The organism is Paenibacillus sp. FSL H7-0323, assembly GCF_038002725.1.
GTDB lineage: Bacteria > Bacillota > Bacilli > Paenibacillales > Paenibacillaceae > Paenibacillus_AQ > Paenibacillus_AQ odorifer.
Genome location: NZ_JBBODB010000001.1, coordinates 5,818,527 through 5,842,409, shown reverse-complemented (window position 1 = coordinate 5,842,409; position 23,883 = coordinate 5,818,527). Strand labels below are relative to the sequence as shown.

22 protein-coding genes are annotated in these 23,883 nt (G+C 42.6%); 8 read left to right on the top strand and 14 right to left on the bottom strand.

Features of this window, described 5'->3' with window-relative positions:
• The first annotated feature begins 166 nt into the window (after nucleotides 1-166).
• Nucleotides 167-292: a DUF4023 domain-containing protein gene (locus tag MHH89_RS26140; protein ID WP_051491363.1), complete on the top strand. Its 126-nt coding sequence runs from the start codon at nucleotides 167-169 to the stop codon at nucleotides 290-292.
• Nucleotides 293-390: 98 nt separating this feature from the next.
• Here MHH89_RS26140 and MHH89_RS26135 read toward each other — a convergent pair whose 3' ends face one another.
• Nucleotides 391-1,095: a hypothetical protein gene (locus MHH89_RS26135; RefSeq protein ID WP_076130101.1), complete on the bottom strand. Its 705-nt coding sequence runs from the start codon at nucleotides 1,093-1,095 to the stop codon at nucleotides 391-393.
• 186 nt (nucleotides 1,096-1,281) lie between these two features.
• Nucleotides 1,282-1,803, bottom strand: a complete 522-nt coding sequence (locus MHH89_RS26130; RefSeq protein WP_036684918.1) for a GNAT family N-acetyltransferase — start codon at nucleotides 1,801-1,803, stop codon at nucleotides 1,282-1,284.
• A 169-nt stretch (nucleotides 1,804-1,972) separates the two neighbouring features.
• Between MHH89_RS26130 and mbcS the strand changes: the two genes are divergently transcribed.
• Complete coding sequence (gene mbcS, locus MHH89_RS26125) at nucleotides 1,973-3,568, top strand: acyl-CoA synthetase MbcS (RefSeq protein WP_076282593.1); 1,596 nt, start codon at nucleotides 1,973-1,975, stop codon at nucleotides 3,566-3,568.
• A gap of 88 nt (nucleotides 3,569-3,656) precedes the next feature.
• Here mbcS and MHH89_RS26120 read toward each other — a convergent pair whose 3' ends face one another.
• Together MHH89_RS26120 and MHH89_RS26115 are read right to left on the bottom strand one after the other, a co-directional pair.
• Nucleotides 3,657-4,235, bottom strand: coding sequence for an SMI1/KNR4 family protein (locus tag MHH89_RS26120; protein WP_076190140.1), 579 nt, complete (start codon nucleotides 4,233-4,235; stop codon nucleotides 3,657-3,659).
• A gap of 11 nt (nucleotides 4,236-4,246) precedes the next feature.
• Nucleotides 4,247-4,684, bottom strand: coding sequence for a HEAT repeat domain-containing protein (locus MHH89_RS26115; protein WP_036684913.1), 438 nt, complete (start codon nucleotides 4,682-4,684; stop codon nucleotides 4,247-4,249).
• A 227-nt stretch (nucleotides 4,685-4,911) separates the two neighbouring features.
• Between MHH89_RS26115 and MHH89_RS26110 the strand changes: the two genes are divergently transcribed.
• The 3 genes from MHH89_RS26110 to MHH89_RS26100 are packed head-to-tail and all read left to right on the top strand — an operon-like array spanning nucleotide 4,912 to nucleotide 7,964.
• Nucleotides 4,912-5,412: a DUF4358 domain-containing protein gene (locus MHH89_RS26110; protein WP_036684911.1), complete on the top strand. Its 501-nt coding sequence runs from the start codon at nucleotides 4,912-4,914 to the stop codon at nucleotides 5,410-5,412.
• Nucleotides 5,413-5,418: 6 nt separating this feature from the next.
• Nucleotides 5,419-6,804, top strand: a complete 1,386-nt coding sequence (locus tag MHH89_RS26105) for an MBOAT family O-acyltransferase (protein ID WP_076279420.1) — start codon at nucleotides 5,419-5,421, stop codon at nucleotides 6,802-6,804.
• Nucleotides 6,805-6,824: 20 nt separating this feature from the next.
• Nucleotides 6,825-7,964 (top strand): DHHW family protein, encoded by a 1,140-nt coding sequence (locus MHH89_RS26100; protein WP_076308512.1) that lies wholly within the window; start codon nucleotides 6,825-6,827, stop codon nucleotides 7,962-7,964.
• A gap of 192 nt (nucleotides 7,965-8,156) precedes the next feature.
• On the opposite strand, the gene MHH89_RS26095 is transcribed toward MHH89_RS26100, so the two are convergent.
• The 7 genes from MHH89_RS26095 to MHH89_RS26065 form a co-directional block, all read right to left on the bottom strand.
• On the bottom strand, nucleotides 8,157-9,566 hold the full coding sequence (locus tag MHH89_RS26095; protein WP_341088527.1) for a sensor histidine kinase: 1,410 nt from the start codon (nucleotides 9,564-9,566) through the stop codon (nucleotides 8,157-8,159).
• Entirely contained in the window at nucleotides 9,550-10,197 is a 648-nt protein-coding gene (locus MHH89_RS26090; protein ID WP_076130096.1) for a response regulator transcription factor, read from the bottom strand. The genes MHH89_RS26095 and MHH89_RS26090 overlap by 17 nt, the downstream gene beginning before the upstream one ends.
• Nucleotides 10,198-10,281: 84 nt before the next feature.
• Nucleotides 10,282-11,559 (bottom strand): glycoside hydrolase family 5 protein, encoded by a 1,278-nt coding sequence (locus MHH89_RS26085; protein ID WP_341088524.1) that lies wholly within the window; start codon nucleotides 11,557-11,559, stop codon nucleotides 10,282-10,284.
• Between the two features lie 136 nt (nucleotides 11,560-11,695).
• On the bottom strand, nucleotides 11,696-12,631 hold the full coding sequence (locus MHH89_RS26080) for a catalase family peroxidase (RefSeq protein ID WP_076282591.1): 936 nt from the start codon (nucleotides 12,629-12,631) through the stop codon (nucleotides 11,696-11,698).
• Between the two features lie 64 nt (nucleotides 12,632-12,695).
• The gene (locus MHH89_RS26075; protein WP_076179118.1) at nucleotides 12,696-13,190 is read right to left on the bottom strand and encodes a hypothetical protein; all 495 of its coding nucleotides are present in this window, start codon (nucleotides 13,188-13,190) and stop codon (nucleotides 12,696-12,698) included.
• Nucleotides 13,191-13,192: 2 nt separating this feature from the next.
• Complete coding sequence (locus MHH89_RS26070; RefSeq protein ID WP_081383601.1) at nucleotides 13,193-14,557, bottom strand: Dyp-type peroxidase; 1,365 nt, start codon at nucleotides 14,555-14,557, stop codon at nucleotides 13,193-13,195.
• Between the two features lie 239 nt (nucleotides 14,558-14,796).
• Nucleotides 14,797-15,351: a hypothetical protein gene (locus tag MHH89_RS26065; protein ID WP_076179117.1), complete on the bottom strand. Its 555-nt coding sequence runs from the start codon at nucleotides 15,349-15,351 to the stop codon at nucleotides 14,797-14,799.
• Nucleotides 15,352-15,534: 183 nt separating this feature from the next.
• Here MHH89_RS26065 and MHH89_RS26060 point away from each other — a divergent pair, with 183 nt between their 5' ends.
• Entirely contained in the window at nucleotides 15,535-15,978 is a 444-nt protein-coding gene (locus tag MHH89_RS26060; RefSeq protein ID WP_036684901.1) for a hypothetical protein, read from the top strand.
• Nucleotides 15,979-16,058: 80 nt separating this feature from the next.
• On the opposite strand, the gene gshAB is transcribed toward MHH89_RS26060, so the two are convergent.
• Both gshAB and MHH89_RS26050 read right to left on the bottom strand, forming a co-directional pair.
• Nucleotides 16,059-18,389, bottom strand: a complete 2,331-nt coding sequence (gshAB, locus tag MHH89_RS26055; RefSeq protein ID WP_341088522.1) for a bifunctional glutamate--cysteine ligase GshA/glutathione synthetase GshB — start codon at nucleotides 18,387-18,389, stop codon at nucleotides 16,059-16,061.
• A gap of 19 nt (nucleotides 18,390-18,408) precedes the next feature.
• Nucleotides 18,409-19,761, bottom strand: coding sequence for an MATE family efflux transporter (locus MHH89_RS26050; RefSeq protein WP_341088520.1), 1,353 nt, complete (start codon nucleotides 19,759-19,761; stop codon nucleotides 18,409-18,411).
• A gap of 318 nt (nucleotides 19,762-20,079) precedes the next feature.
• Here MHH89_RS26050 and MHH89_RS26045 point away from each other — a divergent pair, with 318 nt between their 5' ends.
• The gene (locus tag MHH89_RS26045; RefSeq protein ID WP_076130090.1) at nucleotides 20,080-20,991 is read left to right on the top strand and encodes an ArsR/SmtB family transcription factor; all 912 of its coding nucleotides are present in this window, start codon (nucleotides 20,080-20,082) and stop codon (nucleotides 20,989-20,991) included.
• A 71-nt stretch (nucleotides 20,992-21,062) separates the two neighbouring features.
• On the top strand, nucleotides 21,063-22,337 hold the full coding sequence (locus MHH89_RS26040; protein WP_076308509.1) for an MFS transporter: 1,275 nt from the start codon (nucleotides 21,063-21,065) through the stop codon (nucleotides 22,335-22,337).
• A gap of 183 nt (nucleotides 22,338-22,520) precedes the next feature.
• Here MHH89_RS26040 and MHH89_RS26035 read toward each other — a convergent pair whose 3' ends face one another.
• Entirely contained in the window at nucleotides 22,521-23,537 is a 1,017-nt protein-coding gene (locus tag MHH89_RS26035; RefSeq protein ID WP_341088517.1) for an Abi family protein, read from the bottom strand.
• Between the last annotated feature and the right edge of the window lie 346 nt (nucleotides 23,538-23,883).

Genomic DNA, 23,883 nt, shown 5'->3' with positions numbered 1-23,883 from the left:
TCAGTCTCCCTTACTGTTATTATGAAATGCTTGCATCCATTCATAGTAACTACTAAATATTTTCACAATGTACGGATTGATCCACTAGTTTGTAAAAACGGCTTGTGTATTTAATCAGGCAAAAGTGGTTACAGTAACGGCAAGGTTATGATCAAGGAGGACAAACATGGACGATACTCAGGCTTTTGTAGACAAAGTACACGACACCCAGAAGAAAGCAGAAAAGAACAAACAGAATCACGGTAAAGGAACACCAAGCCAAAAGCTGCCTAATAAACAGCACAGTAAATAGAACACGCAGACACGAAAACAAAAAAAGCAGCAAGCCCTCCCGGATCGGAGTGACTTGCTGCTTTACTTTTTGTAAATTGAGCTTTGCTTTTAAAGGAGTTATTTACTCCATTTCACCACATTCACGGCTACCTTCTCTAATTGCGCCTTGCTCAAAGCCTTGTCTGGAGAACTAATCGTCACAAAACGATCATCCAGTTTATAGGTCAAAAACAATGAATCGCTGGTAGGGCTGTACCACTTAGCTTCTGTACCATTGGAAAGCTTTACGGTATCGCCTTTGTAATCATAGGAGTAGTCACGTGGAGAAACGTTCACCCTCATATGGTCGAACAAAAAGTACACTCCATCTTCAGAGCTAGCTGCTTTTTGAAAAGCATCTCCACTCACCATTTGTGCTGGTGCATAAACCGTTTTAAACCCATCGAAATTTGCAAAAGCTTTAGAAATTTGTTCTTTTTGAGCGTTGCTGTACTGTACTGGTGTTAATGTATCTTTATCCGGCACCACAGTTCCAGTACCCAGAATGACCTGATTCGCTGCCGCATCAAAAGTCACTGGCACCTTCAACACATCAGCCAAGGCACGTACAGGAAGATAGGTTGTATTGTTATAAGTAATCGGAGCTAATGTGTTACCTTTATTATCAACAGGCGTATAAGCTGCACCATTCACTTTAAATCCAATGCTGTGATTGAGGTATGCGGTGATTTTTTGCAGCTTAGTTCCTGCGTACACACCAGCCGAACCTGTAATTGCCATCCCAAATACCATCGTTGCTATAATGAACTTTTTACTTTTCATATGTTATGCCTCCTTAGAAGATCAATCTCGGTTTTTACTTTAGCTCAAGTTTTAAAGGAATATGTCTCTAAGTTGTATTTAACTTGTACCCAATTTGTAAAGAAACTATTCATCTGGAGCTCTGGTTTGTATAAGAAAAACAGCAACCCGCTTATCCCATAAGGATTTAACGGATTGCTGAGGGCTTTAACCTTGATACGGAGTTGTAACCTTATACACTTCTGAATATAAAATTTCTCTATAAAGTTGGAATTCTTCTTCATCAACAGGGTTAGGGTAAGTCATAATTAAGAGTGGTAAATCTTCATTTCCTTCACGCAAAGGAGGCTGCACATAATCGTAAGGGTTCAAATGAAAGCCCAGCCGCTCATAAAAGCCGATTCTCCGCTGCTCCATTTCACCCAGTGGCCGCTCAACTTCCAAAAGGACAGGCTTGTTAGATAGACTGATGTATTCAGTCATCAGCTTTTTGCCAATTCCTCCACCTCTGATGCTTGGGTCGACTGCTATATGTTCTACAAAACGAAAGCCGGGAAACTCCCAGCAGGCCATAAAAGCAACAATTTTACCCTCAGAATTCATCTCGGTAATGAGACGATAATCTGGAACGTCCAATAACTCCTGTTGTCCCTCAAAGGTTCTGATCTCAGAAGTAGGAAATGAGGCTTCCATAATAGCGAATATTTCATCAAAAGTTGTGTGATTCATAACATAAGTTCTCACTTTCTGGATTTGTGGTCTATTATAAGTTTACCTTACACATATTATCTTAACCCGAAATTCATTAAGAACTCAAGGTACTAGTACCTGGTACTAGGATAACGTGATATACTAAATAGAACAGTTATACACATCTTGTTTGATATAGGAGAGGTTCATATTGGATAATCAGCAATGGATCGCACCTGAGTTCTACAATCTCACTTCGGAAATGGAAAGCCATGCTCCTGAGAAGATTGCGCTTAAGTGGTTAAATGAGCAAGGAGATTATGAGGAAATTACTTACGGTGAATTACGCAAACAAGCTAACCGGCTGGCCGGAGGACTTGCGAAGCTTGGGCTGCAACAAGGGGATCGTATTCTTGTTATGGTTCCACGCCGCATCATCGCTTATGTCATCTATTTAGCTTGTCTGAAACAAGGACTTGCCATCATTCCATCCTCAGAAATGCTGCGTGCCAAAGATTTATCCTACCGCCTGCGCCATTCTGAAGCCAGAGCCGTTATTGCTTGGTCCGAAGTAACCGGGGAAGTGAATAAAATCTCAGAGGATCTTCCTGCTCTCGATTACCGTCTTTCCGTATCTGGCAGCTCAGACGAACTCGGTGAAGGCTGGCTGGATCTAGAAAGTCTTATGGTTGGACAACCAGAGACCTTCACAGCAGTCGCAAGCCGCCGGGATGATATGGCTATTCTCGCCTACACCTCAGGTACCACTGGCAACCCTAAAGCGGTCGTTCATAGTCACGGCTGGGGTTATGCTCACTTGCGGATCACCTCACCTCAATGGCTGGATATTCAAGGATCTGACACCGTCTGGGCAACAGCAGCTCCCGGCTGGCAAAAGTGGATCTGGAGTCCCTTCTTAACCGTTCTTGGCAACGGAGCTACAGGTTTTGTATATAGTGGATCCTTTCATCCCAAAAAATATTTGCAGCTATTGCAGGATCACAAAATTCAAGTATTATGCTGCACCCCAACGGAATATCGTCTAATGGCTAAAACAGAAGACTTAGGTCGTTACGACTTGTCTACCCTGCGTTGTGCAGTATCTGCCGGAGAGCCATTAAATCAAGAGGTCATTAACACCTTTCAGCGTGAGTTCGATATCACAATCCGTGATGGTTACGGCCAGACGGAAAGCACCCTAATTATCGGAACACTCAAAGATACTCCAATACGCATTGGTTCTATGGGTAAATCAATCGCTCCCGGCTTAGTCGAGGTTGTGGACGAAGACGGCAAGCCACTGCCTGCTGGAGTGGTTGGTGATATTGCCGTACATTTGAGTATGCCAGCCCTGTTCCACACTTATTACAAAGATCCCGGTAGAAAAGAAAGCTCCACACACGGCGAATTCTTCATAACCGGCGACCGGGCAAAAAAAGATGAAGATGGTTATTTCTGGTTCGAGGGTCGTGGGGATGACATCATCATTAGCTCAGGTTACACTATCGGTCCTTTCGAGGTAGAAGAAGCATTGATGAAGCATGCCTCCGTCAAGGAATGTGCGGTCGTAGCCAGTCCAGACGAGATCCGTGGGCACATTGTTAAAGCATTTATCGTGCTCAAGGATGAGATTGTTGGTTCACCAGAGCTTGTAAAAGAGCTGCAATCCCATGTTAAAGAGTGGACAGCCCCTTATAAATATCCGCGCAAAATCGAGTTTATTCAGGATCTTCCGAAGACGACCTCCGGTAAAATACGGCGAGTAGAGCTTCGTGAGCAAGAGAACCAAGCTGCGCAGGAATAAACATAGCCATAAAATTCACCTTATTAAAAAATAAAGAGCAGCTAGTCCATAAATGGACTGCTGCTCTTGTTTATTTGGCATCAGGCCGTTACTCGGACCAATATTTCGCATCCGGGTTCAGCGCCGCACCAACTTCGCCTTCTAATACTAAATCGCAATCGAGGTAGCCCTCTTCATCCAGGAAATAAACCTCCTGCTTGTAGAACTCGCATAAGGTCTCCAGGAATTTATCAGGCGAATCATACATCACAATTAAATCGCCGAAATCATGGAGCAGGTCACATACCTGTTCCACACCCTCAGCAGACTTATAATAACAAATGAAATCACTGCCATAGTTCGTTAAGATAGGCAAGATAACTCCATCAGGATGTTGACCTTTTTCCTCCAATATCCCAGCTAATACCTTCATCTCCTCTTCATATTCATCCATATGAATCAGGCGGTACCCTGGAATAAATTCGATAAGGCTTGGTTCCTCTTCCTCACTGCTTGTCCCTGAGACAGTGCTATAAATAGCTTTCAGCAGTTCAGGAGTCTCCGGCAAAACAGCCGTAATCTTTGCTTCGTTACCACCCTTGCCCAAGCTGGCAATATAATCAGGGCGTAATTCTGCGGACAGCTTAAGGTATTCTTGAAATTGTTCTGTCAATTTATTGGTGTGCATATTGTCATCCTTTACTTATTTGCGGAAGTCCACATCTTCATCAGCCACGTATCGAAGTCAGCGCCTTTTTCACCTTCATAAGCGTCGTACACGTCAACTCTCATCTTCTTCAGCTTCTCTTTGAAGTCCTCGTAAGAATGATCTCTTGGCAGGCTCTTTTTAATTCTCAGCAGGATCTTGGATACGCCTTTAACTAGTTCAGGCTTGTTCTTCGATGGCACCTTAACGTCTTCACCAAAAGCCTTCAGCTTAAGGTAAGCAGCTTCTTGAACTGTATATACAGGATCGCTCTCCATTAAACGCGTCAGGATATCGATAATTTGTTTGTGGTTGGTCTGTCCCAGCTCTTCAACTGCTTCTAGACGCGCTCTCCAATCCGCAGAGCGGTTGGCAGCTTTCTTTAATTCCTCATAATTCTCCGGTAGTTCATTGTTCAGTTCTTCGATCATTCCGTTCAATCCCCTTCTATTAAAAACTATCTATCTTACAGTAACAGTATAACCAACCATTGCGCAAGCTAAGAGAGGAAGATCTTTGCATGAATTCATGTGAATATCATATTTCCGCAAAAATATGGGTAAAGTATCCGGAGTAAGTCCCCAGCGCAACATTCTATCGACTATATACGTTAGTAACTAGAGAAATTCAGACAATACATCAAGGAGAGTGACCTAAGTTGAAAAAGCATACCTTCATGCTAGCGTTAACCATTGTACTAAGTGTGGTGCTTGGCGCCTGTTCCAGCAACAACAGTAACAATGGAGCTGCCATTGAAACGAATCTAACTGCAAAAGAAATGGTCGATCAAATGCTGAGCAAAGTAGAGCAGCCATCATTAATGGAGCTTGATGCGGCTACAGTCGAACAGCTATATCATCTCAACCCAGAATTGCTTGAAGATTATAGCATTAGAATGCCTATGATGAATGTGAAAACTAACGAAATCGCCGTTCTGAAAGTTAAAGATGTAAAAGATATGACTACTGTTGAGGATGCCATCAAAGCGCGTGCAACAGATGTTCAAAAACAATTCGAAACCTATCTGCCTGATCAATACGAAAATGCCAAAAACTATAAACTTATTAAAAAGGGTAACTATTTCCTGTTCGTTATTGCTGATCCTGCGGATCAAGATAAACTCGTAGCAGACTTCGATACTTACTTCACAGAAAAATAAATAACCATGGTATTCAGCAGCCTACTTTTCCTATTCCTATTCCTGCCGGCTGTCCTAGCGCTCTATTATGTTTCGCCCTGGCGAATCAAAAACCTCATATTGTTTTTAAGCAGCCTGGTTTTTTATGCTTGGGGCGAACCTGTCTACATTGTAATCATGTTGCTGTCCACCATTACAGATTACAGCTTTGGTCTACTGCTCAGCAGACCAAAGCTGACTGCGGTGCAGCGCAAGTGGATTGTGGTTAGTTCCGTCATTATTAATCTAGGCTTATTGTCGTATTTTAAATACGCAGATTTTCTCATCCAAAATATAAATGGACTCCTCGGTACACATATTCCTTTAACGGATTTACCTTTACCTATTGGGATTTCATTTTATACTTTTCAGTCCATGTCCTACATTATTGACGTCTATAGAGGAACTACGAAAGCACAACGCAATTGGATTGATTTCGGTACATTTGTAGCCCTGTTTCCACAGTTAGTAGCAGGTCCGATTGTTCAATATAACACCATTGCCGGGCAACTACGTGAACGTTCGGTCGATATCCCCATGTTCGCAGAAGGTGTACGGAGATTCATAATCGGATTAGCCAAAAAAGTACTGCTCGCCAACAACATCGGTATGCTCTGGCACACCATATCCAGCTCCAATCTAGATTCCCTGCCTGCTTTTACCGCTTGGCTTGGGATTATTGCGTTTGCTTTTCAGATCTATTTTGACTTCAGCGGGTATTCGGATATGGCTATTGGTCTCGGTCTCATGTTCGGCTTCCGCTTTAACGAGAACTTCAACAAACCTTATATCTCTCAGAGTATTACTGACTTTTGGCGGAGATGGCATATTTCCCTTAGCAGTTGGTTTCGTGACTATGTCTACATCCCGCTTGGAGGCAACCGCCGGGGGTTAAGCGTTCAAGTGCGCAACATTCTCATCGTGTGGCTGCTCACGGGAATCTGGCACGGGGCAAGCTGGAATTTTCTGCTCTGGGGATTATACTTCGGGGTCATTCTTATCTTTGAAAAATGGTGGGGATTAACGCTATTAAGCCGCCTCCCCCGTTGGACAAGACATTTATATGCTGTAGTACTTATACTCATCGGATGGGTCTTATTCGCTTTTGAAGAACTTCCTCTGGTCATTGGCTACTTACAAGCGATGCTTGGCTTTAATGGACAGCCGTTATGGAATAACACCACTTTATACTTCACTTACACGAACGCGATTCTACTCGTGGTGTTAACCTTTGCCTCTACACCTGTGAAGCTCTCCAAGCGGATGGATTCTAGATCGGTTCCTGCTCTTGTTTGGTATGGCGTGTTATTGTTCCTATCTGTTGCCTACTTAGTAGATGCAACCTTTAATCCATTTTTATATTTCCGGTTCTAACCATTAGGGGGTGATTGTTTATGAAGCAGAAGACGGATCGAATCCTGGCTGGGGGATTTGTTGCAACGTTATTTCTGGTCGCTATCCTCTTTTTCTTACTGCCTGTTCAGCGTTTCTCTGAGCTTGAGAACCGGTATTTGCAAAAGGCCCCCCATCTGACATGGGACAATTTATTATCCCACACCTATGCGGAAGAGGCCGAAAGCTTTGTAACTGATCATTTTCCATTTCGGGCCAAATGGGTATGGGTGAAATCGGCGGTGGAACAGATGAGGCTACAGCAAGAGAATAACGGAATCTATAAAGGAAAAGACGGCTATCTTTTCGAAAAATTCGCAGCACCTGATTACACTAAAGTTCAGCAATATGCAGCAGCTGTGAAACGCTTTGCCGATAACAATCCCGATGCAAACACCACTTTCTTATTGGCACCGACATCGGTTGGCTTGTACAAGGAACGTCTACCCTGGTTAGCTCCTGTCTACTCGCAAGCTGAGGTGAATCAAACAATAGCTAAGGATGTAGGAGATAGCCTTACTTTTATAAATGGATTTGATGTTCTTAGCCCACATGCCGCAGAGCCCATTTACTATCGGACCGACCATCACTGGACAACCTACGGTGCCTACTTAGCTTATGTAGCCTATGCTCAAAGCATGGGCTGGCAGCCTCTGTCCCAGAGCGAATACCAGATTCAGACTGTGAGTAATTCATTTCTCGGAAGCTATCATACCCGGGGGCAATTTATCGGGGTCACACCTGATTCCATTCAAATGTACAAACCTAATCATGAGGTATCCACCCAAATGTACATTCAAGATACCGGTGAGACTTTAACAAGTATGTATGACCTAAGTTATCTGGTGAAAAAGGATAAGTACTCTTATTTCCTAGGGGGCGTACATGCGCTCATGAAAATCACCAGCCAGCTTGATCCAACAACGGTCAAACAGAAAAAGCTGCTCGTCATCAAGGACTCTTATGCACATAGCGTTATTCCTTTCCTGACTCAGCATGTGCCTGAAATCCATGTGATCGATATCCGTTATTATAATGGAAACATCAGTGATTATATGGCTCAAAATGATATCAAGGATGTCTTGCTGCTTTTTAATACGGCTACTTTTATTGATAATGCGGCGCTATTGAAGTTAAATTAATGATATTGCGATGGATGCGGTGAAAAGATCTTTAATAGGTGTTGTGCGTAACTGCGGGAATGTTGGACTTTCGGTCGCTGTTGTCTCCAGATGTTTTTGATTTTACCGCTATCAGCGGATAACATCCGGAGACAGCTTATGCTGCTGATGCGAGCTTTCCTTCGGAAAGCTTTCAGGCGAACGCTAACGCTCCTACAGTTCCCAAATCCCCTCCTTAACTTCAAACCAAATACTAAAACTAATATACGAGTCCTCTAATTTGGACTCGTATTTCAGATCATTTTTGCCAAGAATCTCCGCGACGATGGACAGACCAAGTCCAGTACCGGAGATTTCTTTATTTCGAGACTCTTCAATTACATAGAATGGGTCCCAGATATACGCTAAATGCTCCGTTTTCAGGCGAGTGGTTTTATTGGAGATCGTAAATTTTAATGTACGAGTAGTGTCACTCCCTAGTTTTATTTCAAAAAAATCCTCTTCACCATATTTAATGGCATTACTAATTAAGTTGTTGAATACTATCTCGATTTGGCTGATATCTTCTTCAACGATTGAGGATTCAAGCGAATGAAAGTCGCTCATTAAGGTTATGTTTTTATTTTTTAACGTAATATTATATTGTGAGATCACTTTTAGCAGAAGCTCTTTAAGATCAAAAGGCTCTTTATGCACTTCTGACTTCTGGATCTTGGACAATTTAATTAAATAATCCACCATATCCGACGTATACTTCACTTGCTCCAAAATGATATCCGTATACGTGCCATCATCCAGACCGTCCTGAATGCCAATCGTATAGGCTTGGATTAAGGATAATGGTGTTTTCACTTCATGCGAAATGCTTGAGATAAGGGTATTTAAACTTTGATTTTTCTCCTCTAATTTGGCATGGGTGCTCTTTAGACGCTGACTCATCTGATTGATGCTTTTCGAGAGCTCTTCGATTTCATCCCCCGTTTGAATCGTCACTTGTTTAAAATCGAGATTGGATATATCCTTCGCGACATCCTGTAATTGCTCTAACGGTGTAATGATCTTTTTTGAAAAATAAGCCACTAACAGCAAACTGATAATAATCCCCAGTAGAATGGAGTAAAAGCTGAATTGATTTACGAGGGTCAAGGCATCTGTATTGTGCACAACCACAGTTCCTATGAGGATTAGACTGCTATCCTGCTCGTATATTTTCGTTAACAGACTCGATTTCAATTTGCCCTGATTAAATAAAAGATTAAACGTGTTGCCTTGTTTTACTTTTTGTAATACCTCATCTGTGATCCAAAATTTATTAAGTGCCACCTTATCTTTAAACAACGCAAATTGAATATTTTCGTTAATTTCTGCTGTACTTCCACTGTTTTCAACCCTAACAATCGTTACGTTATTATTGTTCTCGATCCTGCTTTCATTTTCCATGAGTTGATCCAAACGGAGATCCTTTACTTCGTCATAAATGGTGTTGATCTTGGTTTTCATTTTGTATAGGTAATAATCTGCTGAGAAATAGTTGTGCAGGAAATAAGACATACCAAAAACACTCAGCAAAATAATGCTCACCATGATCAATAACTTCGTACTTATTTTATGAATTTTTATCATGGAAGCTGTACCCCATTCCCCTATGCGTGATCACGTGGTCGGCCCCAATCTTATCGCGCAGCCTCTTAATATGCGTATCTACCGTTCTTTCTTCGCCCAGATAATCCATTCCCCAAACCGCAGACAATAAGGCATCTCTGGATAAAATACGTCCTTTATGCTCATACAGGAAGGTTAGCAATTCAAATTCTTTTTTATATAACGCCAGTTCGGCCCCATTCTTGTACACTTTCTTCCGCTCAAAATCGATTTCTAAATCCCTAATCGCAGCCACTTTTTCAGTGCCTAGCATTTTTTTAATTCTAAGCATCAAAATCCTTGGGTCGAATGGTTTTCTTATATATTCATCTGCCCCTATATCCAAGGCACTGAATTCATCATCATGGGAAGACCTTGCGGTCAGCATTACAACTTTAGCCAAACTAACCTTCTTGATTTCATTACAAACCTCAAGCCCGTTTCGCTTAGGCATCATCCAATCCAGCACCACCAGATCGATCCTATTCGAAAAAAAGAGCTCAAGCGCCTCTTCACCATCCGCTGCTGTCCAAACGTTATAGCCTTCTTTTTCAAAATAAGTCTTCAATATAGTGGTCATATGTTTCTCATCATCCGCAATTAAAATATTCAAAGTAGATTCTCCTTCCTATAATTATCAGAAGAAAAAGGCGAAATCCTTTACAGGTTTCACCTTTTCATATATTTTCATGCTACGTTATTGCAACTTCTCTACACCTAATCCCTTCGTCAGTACGTTCCATATCGGGTTATCGACCGTCTTTCGATCAGGCTGTTCACCCTTCTCTATCGCTTCCCAATACTCCCAGGTTGGTGGCTCAGTGCCAAGTTCATAATCCATGCCATCCCAAGTATCCTCCCGGAATGCATAAAACGCCCAGTGCCAACCGTAATCATCAAAAATCGAGATTAAATCAGCCAAGTATTGATCTGCACCTTTTACAAGCCGGTTCGTGCCAAATTCTTCAGCGACAATACGATTAGCAGGGATGTTATTTTTTTCTGCCCACTGTGCGATAGGTTCTAGAAAATCCTTTAAGGCTTTCTTATTGAATGCTTTTTCCGTCTTCTCCTCACCTACTTTAACTGTTCCAGGATATTCATAGGTTAAGCCTTTTTTCTTATTTTGGCTGGTGAGTTCGTAGGGTTCGTACATATGAAAAGCATATAATACATTCGCATCATTGATGGGTTTCAAATATTTAAAGGCCCATGGTGTAGCATACAGACCAGAATTGACGATAATAGGGGTTTCCGTATCTACGGTTCGAATCGCTGTCACAATAGTCTCATATAAAAGATTCAAATCCGCCGGAGTATTCTCCACTGAGCTATACCATTCGTTGTAATCCTCTGTCCAGAAATCATTAAATCCAGTAGCTTGTTCAGGATGTGGCTCATTAATAAGATTATAGCCGACCACCGCAGGATGATCCTTTAATCTTTCCGCAAGATCCTTCCAAAACGTTGCCGCTTGTTCATGATAACTGAAATCCTTCCAGATTCGATCATCATTTGTATAATCATTAAACTGTCGCCACCGATCTCCGGGCAGACTAAGGACTGTCAGCACTACTTTTGAACCCCGCGCCTCGGCTGCATCCAAGTCTGCTTTTAACGCTGTAAAATCATCCTCAACAAGCCCCTCGTATTTATCTGCATTCCCTATTAAAAAGTCTTTATCTGGATTGGCATCCGGTTGATCGTTAAACAGGAAATCACTATCTTTTGCCCATTTATCTGGCGCAAGTCGAATGAACTCTATATTATTTTCTTTCGCTGCATCATAATTTTCGGGTATAGATTTGGAATTCATGAAATTTGTTCCTTTACGCTGTTGATCCCAGAAAGCGATCTTCTCATTGACCTCTTTCTTTACCTCCTTCTCCGGTTCAAGATTTGCTTGTGGTGTTGCTGCACTGCATCCTACGACTGCCAACAAAATCAATACGATAAATCCTTTAAACTTCTTCATTCTCTCACCTCGTAACCTATCGTAGCCAATCTCTGTTACAAGAGTGTCACAAGACATACCCAAAAAGACTGCCCTAAGGATGTCGGCAGACATTCTAGGACAGCCCGATCATATTCATAGAATATAAAATAAATGCTTACTGATTAATACTTCGACGGGAATGTGACTCCGCATAGGCATCATGACGAAAGTTCAGAATAGGATCTTCAGAGCATTCAATGCCGGCAGGTACAACTGTCGGATCAAAGACGTACTCTTGAGCCTTCTCGTCTGCCACGCCGGTGATCGACAAATGGCCGACAACAATCCGTTCCCGGTCTTCAGGCCAAGCAGACGTCGGGTCATCCGTAGGATCTCCCTCCTGTCCGAGGATTACTGTCAATTGAAACGCCACAGGACCTTTGGACAGTCTCTCGATTAGTTCATCCTCCAAATAATCGGGAGATCGATTCTCCACCTCTTCCTGGGCCAGAAAGTGCAGACCCGCTTCCGGTTCCCACTCATATTTAATAGCCCGCCGCTCGCCAGCAGCATTGGTGAAGTAATAGGCATGAATGGAATGATAAAGGTTGGTTGCAAAACTGAGTGGCGGTTGCAGCATTTTCACGGCTTGAAGCCCAGCCCGGCTTTCCGAATACTTCTCCATGACGGCTTTGAATTTGTCTGCAATGGTCGCTCCCTCAAACGAATTTTCTTTAATTGTACGTAAGATATTAATAAAGGATTGCGGTGTTTTGGCAAAAAAGATCGGCAATGTAATTGTCACCAAACTTGTCACGCCCCCATCAGGCAATACAAACTGAACCGCCATTCCTTTTGCAGGCGAAAAAACATCAGGGATGGACGGATTAGTCGAGCTATTGGAGAAGCGTACAAGAGCTTGCACCTCATGATTTTGCAAATGTGGCGCTGTTGTTAAAGGACCCGCTTGGCCGTTAGGGGTGAACACCGCCTGGTAGACAACACCTTTGGCGTGCGCGCGTCGATAACCCGGATATTTGCCTGCTACCTCCTCAATGGAGTTTACCGCTTCTTCTGCGAGTTCAGACGACACTGATTTATTATTGTTCATTTTCGTTCACCTCTTTGTAATTTATCAGGAAGGAAAAGGGGACAAAGCCCCCTTTTCTAGTTTTTTAGCTTTGTGATGCGTCGAGCAGGTCATTCCAGGCCTTCGTAATTCGCTGTCCGCGCCAAATATCTCTGACCGTGGCATCGGGATAAGCACTGTACCAGCCGGATGCAGTGATCTGATGGTTGGCGATGAAGTCTTTCGCTTCCGAAGATTCAATTCCCGGAAAATCCTTCACTTCATTAAACATGTTATTCAACAACTCTGGAATTTCAGTTCCAAAATCATCGATATAACTATCCCAATCTCCATCATAAGCCGTCGCGAACAACAGCCGCGTGTCGTTATCAAAGATTACGAAGCGCATGTCGTGAACGGTCGCGATCTTCGCCATCGTTTCGGCTTGTCTCGATGCACTTTTTTTCAGCTTCTCACGGAGACGATCCGCCCCACCTTCTTTAAGCGGCGCAATGATGGTAAGCTCAGATATTTCACCTTCCCGCAGGCCGGCACGTCCAGCGCTTGTAATTGGATTAGTCTGATCTTGTCTTTCTAACATGTTTATTCCTCCTTAGATGTATGTTGATCCAACTCTGCCATCCACCGCAATGCAGTCATGCTGGGAACAAAGAAATACTCCCCGCCTTTGGTGATTGAAAAACTTGGAATTTCTTTCATCCGGTGGCGAATAGGTTTGTCCGGAATGGTAAACATCCCTTCCCCCTCATTCTTACCGGTAATAGGGTCTTTCTCGGTTGACATGCCCGCGAAATTGCCTCCATTTAACCAATCGCTCTTGATAAACTCGAATTGGCGGGACAATGAGCTGCATATACCTGCAAAAATAAGGCCTCTATCCTGACCATCATCCTCCATTACACCTTTTGGCAGTATAGGGCCATACATCGTTGACCGCCGGAGCAACCGGTGAATGTTCACATTAACAACCGAATCCTGCAAGCTGTCTCGGGGAAATGCACGACGGATATGCGAGCTTACCGGACATTTCAACCCTTTATGATCATCCCCGTACGTAAATGCGTTCCGTCGGCTGACGTCTTCGCCCAGTGCCGGGTCATCTGCTTCAGGAGCCAGACTTAAAGGGGCTCCGCTCGGCCATCTTCCTACCATTTTAGCGGCCAAAAGTTCTTCCTCTTCCCGGTTATCCGCATGCTCCCGCAAATAACGACGGAAAGTCGCGACCCTCATATGCAATTTGCGGAAACTGAGGTAACTGCCATTGTGGCCAAGTTCTGCCGGCTGTGGTCCCTGTGTTATAGTGCCGGATTCATTTAAATGCCCGAACAGGAATTCACCGGCTTTAATCTCCGCTTCCTGTCCCACCGCATTGGGTATATGGTTTCCTTCGATTCTCGGATTGCTGATTCCATCCATGAAGCCCAGATGAGTACGTCCGTCAGGATTCATTCCGACATCCAGCTGGTAAACGACGGATACACCATTCAGTTCGCAGTGGATTCGACGGGCTGCTTCTTCTGCTTGTAGCAGCGCTTCTTTGGTGGGCGCGAACAGAGCAAGCGCCACATCGACTTTGTCAGTACCCAGCGGGTCTTCCCAGTGCTCCGGGCTGCTTTCGTTTACATCCCCTAGCTTAGCTGCCCGGGCAGCCATGCCCTCCCGGAACTCCAGGTCGAAGCTGTTGAGTGACTCCTTGGGAATCCCCAGCTTCTGGAGTCCTTGATAGGTAAAACCAACGTTGACCCAAGCACCTTCGTGAGGATTATTCCACTGTCCGGCCGACGTCACTTCGTCGAGAAGCCGCTTCAGCATCACTTTCCCGTCCTGTTGATGATCGATAGACAGCAATACATAGGTTCCTACGTAGGGGGTAGGCCGTTCTTGTAAGACGATTCCTTGAATGTCATCATAATTCAGTTCTTCCGTTTCTGTACCTATGACGCTCACTCCTCCCTCGTCTTAAAGTTGTTTTCATAATATTAAAAACGGGTATTCTCTCATCCGTCTCTCGATCTAATTAAACTTAGCCCTAAATGGTTAATCAGGTTAACAGTCCTCCCCAACTAGACAATAACGGTACATTGTCTAAAAAATAGACACATCGTTAGATTTGTCTAAAATCGAGACAAAAAAGAGATATTCTAAAACCGGACCGGCTTTAGAACATCTCTTATCTTCGACTAACCTCACAAATCATATTCATAGTTATCAAACTTGCCATCTGATGCGAAGACATATTCGCAGATGTTCTCACCCCATCTAGCTATAACACTAAAGACGCGACCCGAAGTGGGAATATCACTGGTGGATGCTGGAGGGTTCACAAATTCATATTTCCCTTCGACGAGTGTTACAGGAACTTCTACAATTGGAAGCTGCGATTCATCAAAGCTCTCAGTTAGATAGGCCATCTTTACTGTGACTTCACTCGGTGCGTAATCTCCAAAGTCGACCTGCAGTTTCTCCCCTGGTTTCAAACGATGCAGCCCCGTTAGAAGCGTAGGTTCACTATGCCAAGCCGTATAGTAAAAGGAAGCCCGATCATAGTCCGCTCCATTCCAGCTCGTCTTTAGAATGACATAATTCTCTATAGCATCTGTACTATTCTCATGTGTAATGATAAGGGGCGACGGTTCAGCAGGACTTTTGAAAGAGCTCTCGGATTTACTCATTATTCCTCCGCGTTCCCCAAGCACCACCGCACCAATGATAACTACTGCCAACAGCATCAATGAAATCAATAATATCCTTTTAGACTTATTCCTATATTTGATAATAGCTCCGCCTTTCCTTAAACTTCTAACCCTTCTTTCATTTAACACTTGATCATCAAGCCATGCAAGTAGGTAGCTGATGAATTATATAGAAAATCCAAGAGTTAACTCTCCTTCTATCATATTCTATTTCTAGGAGGTGAATATAAGATGACCATTCAGTTTGTAGATTTAAGACTATCCAACCAAGCTGCTTCGGATGCTACACCAGCAGTTATTCCACTAGCGGCGACTCCCCTTGTTTTTGGGGATATTGGTATTCAGACCGCAGGCGTGTCGGCTGAGAATCAAGGCAATGTCCGCGTACTTTTGACCGGATTTCTAAAAGTAGAAAACAATCCTCTTTTCAATACCAATACCGTTAATGTTCGCAGAAACGGAACGATCATTTTCACCACGACATTTGGGGTTGCGATCAGCAGAGAAAATGAAGCCTTCGGTTTTACAGCAGTAGATATTCCACCACCAGCGGCTGTCGCAACAGGTCAAATTCAGTACACAGCAGAGATCTTCACAAATGCAGCTGCAACAGATCCCTTTAATAATGTCCAAGCCAGAAACTTTAGTGGCGTTGCAGCTGCGGGTAACTCCTAACATGAACATGTAGTGGGTGAGGGAGCGAATTGCCCCTTTAAAAACAGAAGCTCAACCAAAGGTACTGGTTGAGCTTCTGTTTATTCCCCAAATAATAGATTCAGAATCCGTTCATCCGCCTTTCGGTTCTTCCCTTTATAAGGATAACAATGAATATGAATCGCTGGATTAAAGTTAATCTCAATAACGCTATAGTTCGTATCATTGGCTTCTTCCGTGATGTCATCAATCATCATATCCACTCCACAAAAAGTGGCGCCCGCAGCTTTAGCCGCTTGAATCGCCAGAGCCTTATAACTATCTGGGATCTCATCCGTAAAATCCAGGCTGTCACCACCCGTGCTAATATTAGAGTTCTCCCGAAGATAGATGACTTCGTTTAATGGAGGAATATCACTCCAAGCCTGAGCGTGGTTGTTCAAGAACATCGCTTCTGCTTCACCGATCTGAATTTTCTCAAGTGGTGTCTTGTACCCACGGCCTCTTAACGGATCCTTATTCTTCTCGTGCACTAGTTGTTCAATCGTATGTACACCATCTCCAATCACATTTGCAGGAACCCGGTGCAATACTCCGACTACTTCATCACCCATGACAAGAAAACGATATTCTTTACCCGTCATGAATTCCTCTAGTAGCACTGTTCGATCAAACTCGAAGGCGATTTCGAAGGCTTTTTGATAATCTTCTTTAGAGAAGTCGTCTGTAAAAATAGTAATGCCGAGTCCAAAATTGGTTGATTTGGGCTTAATCACAATAGCCTTGTTACGGTAAGTGCCATGCGCATTCATTGCCTCTTCCAGATTTCGAAAAGCTTCTCCTGCGGGAACACGAATGCCTTGCTGTTTAAGAACTTCTTTCGTAACGATCTTATTCTCCATGATTAATACCGTACTATAAGAATCAAGGGAGGTCTTCGTAGCTTGCTTAATATATTCTTTATGATCACCTTGCGTAAGAACTACAAAGTTCTCTTCCCGATCGATCAATTGAAACTTAATGCCACGTTTAACCGCTGCCTTCAAAAGAAGCTGTGTAGATAGCTCCAGATCCTCATATCCCACAAAACGGTATCCATTCGCAAGACTTTCCTTAGCATATTGTTTAGCTTTATTCAGATGGTATTGTACAAAAGAGGATTGTTGAACTTCCGACTTCACAATAGCTGCAAAACTCCGGTCTGGCTCTACAATTTTATTCTTAGCTCCATGCAATACGTTCAAAAACACTTCATTCTCCGGGTTCAATAGTTGGATCATATCCTGCATCTCATGAATACAAGTTAATGCCTGCTGCTCCATCGTTGTACATGAATCCCCGTAATCATGCAAACATCCCTTTATTCCTTCCATGATTAGTTGATCATGATTAAGATTCGCCATCTTCTGATCCTCTACTCCGAACGGTTCGTCCTCCTTCAGCAGCATATACAGGATAAAAAGATGAATGAAAATCATCGTTTCTTTGCCGATTCCTATTTTGTAGAGTGGATTCAGATCAATAAACCGAAGCTCCAAATAAGCTATCCCATCTTGCATCAGTTCCTCTAAAGGGTGTTTGCCTCTTGCTGTCTTCACTCTAACCGGACTATAAAACTCTTTTACACTTAATAATTCTTCCGATTCGATCAAAGCTTGTAAATCATGAACATAATCCTTTAACGAAGCAAAAGATACATAAAGAGGTTTTTCATTTCGATACCCACATTCGCTATTCCGCAGTGAATTCATATTCTGATAATAAAAGCTTTTGTCGTCATCTGTTTCCCCGCGAGCTACACATTGTTCCATATAAGTCTTATCAAAAACAGGGCTGGCGCCTGTTAAATAGATAAGAAGCCAACGGTACCGCAATAGGTTACGGGCTATTTTTAAGTAGGTAGCGTCTTTGAATTCTTTAAAGCTCACCTGTGGATCTGTTATGTCATGAAGCTGTCTCAGAAATTGTTCATCAAAAGAGAAATTGTAATGGATTCCGCTCAGCAGTTGTCTTTTGCGACCGTATTTGTCTGCTAGCTGATGTCTGTATTCATCCTCAATCGGATTACCCATCTTGGCAATGGGGATGTCCTGATCATTCGGCAGCCTTGGAGGATTACTACTTGGCCACAGATATTCTTCCTTGAGCTCAAGCGACACAATATCCTGCAGCGCCTCCAGAAAGTTATAAGTCTCATCAATAGAATCAAAAGAAGGGGTGACCATTTCAATTTGACTCTCTGAGAAATCGGTTTGAATATACGGGTTCTCCATTTTGTTGCCAAAAGCTTTAGGATGTGGTGTCAGCGCAAGCCTTCCCTCTGGATCCACTCTGACATTTTCTTTTTCCAATCCAAATTCGCCGTGAAAAAGCTCCTTATTCAAATGGTTATCCCTCAGAAGCTGTATGAGTTTACGATTTAATAAAGCCATTTCAACGATCATCCTTTGCTTAGTAGTTTATCTGCTGTTTGTTCATTTTGAATAAAGATCTTCTAAACCAGAACACAAGAATAACCCCTTTAAACACACTGCTTAGAGCAATCGACATCCACACCCCATTCAGGCCAAAAGGTTCGGATAAAATCAAGGCTAGTGGAATTCGCAGTGCAGTAAATGTAATACTGAAGATCGGCGGGATATGAGTTTGGCCAATGCCGTTAAACGCACCTACTGTCATTAATTCCATACACATAAATAATTGAGAGTAGCCAATGATGCGCATATAATCAGTGCCTAATTCCAGGCTTGTCTGATCTGATAAAAACAAGGAAAATAGCTGCTGCGGGAACGCAATAAATATAAGCGATATGATCACGCCAAAGATGGAGGTTAAGATCAAAGCCTTACGATATCCCTGCCCTATACGGTCCAATCGGCGTGCTCCATAATTTTGTCCAAAAAAGGCAGCAATAGCTCCCTGTAGTCCTCCAATAGTCATATAAGAAATAGATTCAATTTGAATCCCTACTTTTTGCACCGCAATCGCATCCGCCCCAAAACGTACTATGATCTTAGCAATGACGATCGATATGAGCGTAAAGGTGACCCGTTGGATTGTGATCGGAAGTCCCATACGAATTACTTCTTTCATTTGACGAATGTCCAATGCTGATGTGTTCGAAATGATTTCTGACTTTCTTGTCTTTATGATAAAAAGAGCCGTAACTAAGATGTTCGCTGTCAATGTTGCCGTGGCTGCCCCCGCTACTCCCCAACCTTCAAAACTGCCCCAGCCAAAAATTAAAAATGGATCAAGGACGATATTAACCATAAGACCAACAGAGAAGATCTGAAACGGTTGTTTACTATTTCCCATCGAGTTTAAGAGTGTGGCAAACAAAGTATTTACGATGGAAAATACCGTCCCGAAGATCGAAATCATTAAAAATTGTCGTGCCATCCGTTCAACTTCATCACTTCCAAGATCAAAAAAACCAATCAACTGATTGTTGGTCAACAGAACTAAACTCATATAGAGAAGTCCTAATAAAATAGACATCGTAAACCCGTTTTTCATATAAGATTTAGCCTTCTCTATCTGGCCAGATCCCATACAAAACGCAACCTTAATCCCTGTACCGATCGTAATCATAGTCGACAATGCAATCGCTAGATTAATGAAAAAACTCGCCGTGCCAATCGCGGCAACAGGACCACTTCCCAATCTTCCAACCCAAATCATATCGACGAGGCCATAGGTTGTGGAGATGAAATTCGTCGCAATAATGGGAAGCGTTAATTTCATTAAGGTAGGCATAATAGGACCCTGAGTCAAATCATTCATGCCCTGCAATTCCTTCAAATCTAAAAACACCTTCTTCATCTGAGTTTCAGATTTATTATATAACCAAACACTTATATAATCAATTGATTATATTTGAGCAATCTACTCAGAACTCCTAAAAAGTATATAAATTGTGTAGACATCAAAAGACAGTTCCTAATGCACAAAATGTGCCCAACGGAACTGTCTTTTTTCGTAATTAAAATTTCTTTTGTTTTTCAGTCGAAAAGCTATTGAAAATGGAATATTGTTCGTTTACAATAAAACAAATAAAAAGTTCTATAATTATAGAACTAATTAATGTTTCTGTAACTTAATCAAAGGATGGAGAAACTCATGGAATATAAAGTAGAAGTCGATTTTGCCCCCATGTATGAATGTGTGAACAGTATGACTGCTTTTCTAAGCAAGCAGAACCATACTGCTATGGATTCCGGTAAGCTCTGGGTACGTGAAGTCCAAGCAAGATTTGCCCCGATGTTGCTTCGTAAAATGCAAGAGGTCGTTAAGAAACTTGATGATTTCAGTTTGGCTCCCTACATTTGGTGCTGTCCAGTAGAACGTTCGGTTAGCAGCTTTCTGGATTGGTTTGATGGGTTAACTTCGGGTGAACTGTATGAAATATCTGGACGTTTCGGCCAATCGGTCCCCTCTAATCTTTCCGAGCTAAGGGACACTGCCTCTGACATCCTGCGCGAATGGAACGCGGGTTACTTCAATGGAATCGACCCTAATATCCTCAAAGGGCTTGAACAGGAAGCTGAGTCAAGACGAACGACACTGAATGGGAACAATGATATGGAAGTCTTTGAAGCAGCAACCGACGGAATGCGTCTCTATCCAACCGAACGTCTGAAGCAGGTCATTATCATTCCGCAATATCATGCCCGCCCACTGGTCACCACCTCTATGTTTGATGAATTCGTGTTCACTAGCTACTCTTGTGATGTTCTCCCTCCGGAAGCTGGCCGGCCTGCTCCAGCACTACTTCGCCTTACCCGGGCACTCTCGGATGAAACGCGGCTGTATATCCTTCGTTTGCTTACAGGCAAGCAGTTGAATTTCACGGAAATCGTGCGGGAAGTCGGACTTTCTAAAAGTACAATCCACTACCATCTGATCGCGCTGCGCGCAGCAGGGCTGGTCATTGTCCATACCAACGTTAAAAGTACATCGTACAGCCTGCGATTGGAAGCCTTAAATGGGCTACCGCAGCAGATTGGGTCATATCTAGAGAGTCAAGCATAAACGCCTTAAGCGTCCTTATAAGGACGGTAAGTGTATATGCGAGAAATATAAGAAAGGAGCGCGAACAGGCTATGATAAAACGCAGCTATTATGGTTTACTCTCAACCATAACTTTAAGTGCTTTTGGGGATGCTTTTGGCTTGTTGGCTATGGAATGGCTCGTCTATGAGCTGACGGGTTCCAAACTAGCGATGGGAGCACTCGCGCTCAGCTCCGGCATACCTGAGCTGCTGCTGCGCTTGCTGGGCTCGCCGCTGTCCGACCGACTCCACCGGGTACGCTTTATGGCCTGCTTGGCAGCCATTCGCCTGCTGGCTATAGCATTGCCACTTGGCATGGGTCTGGCTGGCCAACTGCAGCTGTGGCATCTGTTTGTCGCCGCTGGTCTCAGCGGGGCCTGCGCCGCCCTGTTCATGCCAACAGCCATGGCTGTTATTCCCGGCGTTGCCGATAGCCGGAAGCTGGTGCGGGCTTTTGCTATCATCGATGGCAGTAAAAGTGCAGCAGTCTTGCTGGGCCCCGCCCTGGCTGGGGCGTTGACCGCTGCCAGTGGCGCGCTGCCAGCCCTTAGCATCAACATGTTATGTTACGTTGCGGCCATCACTACCTTGCTGTGCCTGCAGAAGCTACCCAAGCCCTCTCCAGCTCCAGGCCGTTTCTCCATTGCCATCTACGTTCGCGAAATAGCTGAGGGTTTTACCTTCTATAAACAATTCCCCGCCATGCTTACGATAATGATGATGGCCTCTATTAGTAATCTAAGCTCCATTGCCGTCTGGACCATGATGGTTCCTTTTGTACGCGAAGTGCTCCACCGTGATGCGGCGACGATGGGCACACTTAGTACAGTTTTCGCACTTGGAACCTTAGTCGGGCTAAGCGTCATTTCCATGATAGGGGAAATTAAAAAGAGGCGGTTTGTCATGCTCGGAAGTCTGGGGACCATCGGTTTAGTTACAACATTATGGGGGTTATTTCCTAGTTTTTCTTTTGCTCTCGCCGCCGTATTCGCCACCGGAACGATAGGTCCCTTCTTCGGCTCCTTAAGCTCTTCACTCCATGGACGTCTGGTTCCGAGCAATCTGCAAGGAAGAGTCAACTCCATCCGTTTTTTAATCGGTGGCGGTTTACAGCCTTTTGGTGCTTTTGCCGGCGCCGCGATTGCTGAACTCTATGGTGTGCCTGCGCTTTTTGTCATCGCCGGCTTGCTTCCAATGCTCTGCGCCAGCGTAGCCTTGCTGCTCCCCGGACTCAAAACACTGGACGGTGACCTCTCCACACTTGAAGCCACTCATCGGCGCCCCGTGGTGCAAAGTTCATCGCAAAGTGTTGTAACTGAGCGATAGATGGTAATAGGTTTAAAAAATTCATTTTAATTATTTATGATGAAATGAATAAAAAAAAGAGATGCTTATAAGCATCTCTTTTTTTGACTATACAGTTAACCTTTGTCTCGGATAACCCGCCGTCACGCACGATTATTTTATGTATAAATAATAACATATATTCTAAAATTAATAAAGAAAAAATCATTTAATACCTAGTTTAAACCAATCTGAATGCTTTCCCCGCCCCATTCTTTCGAACATCTTTACCACTAAGCTTTTTTCACGTTTTGAATTACAACGTCTAAAATAAAAATCTTTAAATAGCTTTTCTATATCTTTTAGACTTTCAAACTGGGAAAGTACTAATAAAGTGTCATATAGTCTTATTTCATAATAAGTTGAAATTCCTGCAGTATTAATTTTGGTTCTTAAACCTAAATCATTTATCAAACCCGAATCAATCCTTAAACGATTCGATGTCCGAAATCTATTAACTAATTGAAAATGTGCACAAGTATTTCTTAATTCAATAAAAATTCGTACTGAGTTGATAAACTTTTGTTTATCAATGTACTTCATCCCCATATCTTCAATGACCTTTTCAAAAACATCTCTTTCAAATCCTAATAATAAACTAAAGAGAGAACCAAACTCAAGGACTTTAATAGTCACCCAGAACGGCGGGTGATCATAAGTAGATATATAAGGATATTTAGCTCTGCAATGCTCAATGAAATTACTATACGTAGCCCCATTGAAATAAATATTTGTCTGAAATATTTTATGTCCTGAAATATTCTTAGCTAAATCTTTAGGTAAACTCAAATGATTTGAACGTGGATTCGTATACTTATTAATATCAATGTAACATGCAGAATCAGAAGCATTTAAATAATGTTTTTCACAAAACCGATATGCCATAGAAGATTTCAAACGGATTTCAAATTTATCTAAAATTTTCAAAATCTCTAAATTCAATTTTTTATCAAAATCATACAACAATAAAAAGTCTTCAAAAAAAAGACCATTGTATTCTTTATTAGTAGCTTTTGAATCAGTTAATAACAATGTTTCAAATCCATTTATCAAGTCAAAATAATTCTTTTCTAATAAATGTCGTTTAGCTTTTTCTTCATCTCTAATAATTAGTTTTCTTTCTTTTAAAAAATCAATTTGTTGGTCTAAAGACTTGAATGTTTTGATAACATGTGTGCTCAAATAAATCTCCCCATTATTTTTAATTTATTTATTTAAAGGTTCTATAATTTTCTAAATGAGCGAGCTACCTAGTTTACTTCCATTTTTCGTAAGAAAATGTTAAAAACCACTCTGAATTATACATTAAATAAAAAAATAGGGATATGAACTTCTAGGACGTTTGGCATAATGAATGAGATACTCCACAGAATCGACAAAAACAGGCGATACCGGATACCGGAACATCGCCTGTTTTTATAAGTCTTCACCTAAGAGCATCGCTACTAGGTATATTCTCTTTTCAGTGGTTTGTCACAGTGGCTTGATTCGTAGCCACTAGTTCCCCTTCCCCTTCCGGTAAAAACCG

Bases quoted from the DNA above. Each gene is read 5' to 3' on its own strand.
- MHH89_RS26045 (WP_076130090.1), top strand. From the start codon at position 20,080: ATGGAATATAAAGTAGAAGTCGATTTTGCCCCCATGTATGAATGTGTG.
- gshAB (WP_341088522.1), bottom strand. From the start codon at position 18,389: ATGGCTTTATTAAATCGTAAACTCATACAGCTTCTGAGGGATAACCAT.
- MHH89_RS26135 (WP_076130101.1), bottom strand. From the start codon at position 1,095: ATGAAAAGTAAAAAGTTCATTATAGCAACGATGGTATTTGGGATGGCA.
- MHH89_RS26080 (WP_076282591.1), bottom strand. From the start codon at position 12,631: ATGAACAATAATAAATCAGTGTCGTCTGAACTCGCAGAAGAAGCGGTA.
- MHH89_RS26040 (WP_076308509.1), top strand. From the start codon at position 21,063: ATGATAAAACGCAGCTATTATGGTTTACTCTCAACCATAACTTTAAGT.
- MHH89_RS26120 (WP_076190140.1), bottom strand. From the start codon at position 4,235: ATGCACACCAATAAATTGACAGAACAATTTCAAGAATACCTTAAGCTG.
- MHH89_RS26100 (WP_076308512.1), top strand. From the start codon at position 6,825: ATGAAGCAGAAGACGGATCGAATCCTGGCTGGGGGATTTGTTGCAACG.
- MHH89_RS26075 (WP_076179118.1), bottom strand. From the start codon at position 13,190: ATGTTAGAAAGACAAGATCAGACTAATCCAATTACAAGCGCTGGACGT.
- MHH89_RS26140 (WP_051491363.1), top strand. From the start codon at position 167: ATGGACGATACTCAGGCTTTTGTAGACAAAGTACACGACACCCAGAAG.
- MHH89_RS26130 (WP_036684918.1), bottom strand. From the start codon at position 1,803: ATGAATCACACAACTTTTGATGAAATATTCGCTATTATGGAAGCCTCA.
- MHH89_RS26115 (WP_036684913.1), bottom strand. From the start codon at position 4,684: ATGATCGAAGAACTGAACAATGAACTACCGGAGAATTATGAGGAATTA.
- MHH89_RS26095 (WP_341088527.1), bottom strand. From the start codon at position 9,566: ATGATAAAAATTCATAAAATAAGTACGAAGTTATTGATCATGGTGAGC.
- MHH89_RS26060 (WP_036684901.1), top strand. From the start codon at position 15,535: ATGACCATTCAGTTTGTAGATTTAAGACTATCCAACCAAGCTGCTTCG.
- MHH89_RS26085 (WP_341088524.1), bottom strand. From the start codon at position 11,559: ATGAAGAAGTTTAAAGGATTTATCGTATTGATTTTGTTGGCAGTCGTA.
- MHH89_RS26105 (WP_076279420.1), top strand. From the start codon at position 5,419: ATGGTATTCAGCAGCCTACTTTTCCTATTCCTATTCCTGCCGGCTGTC.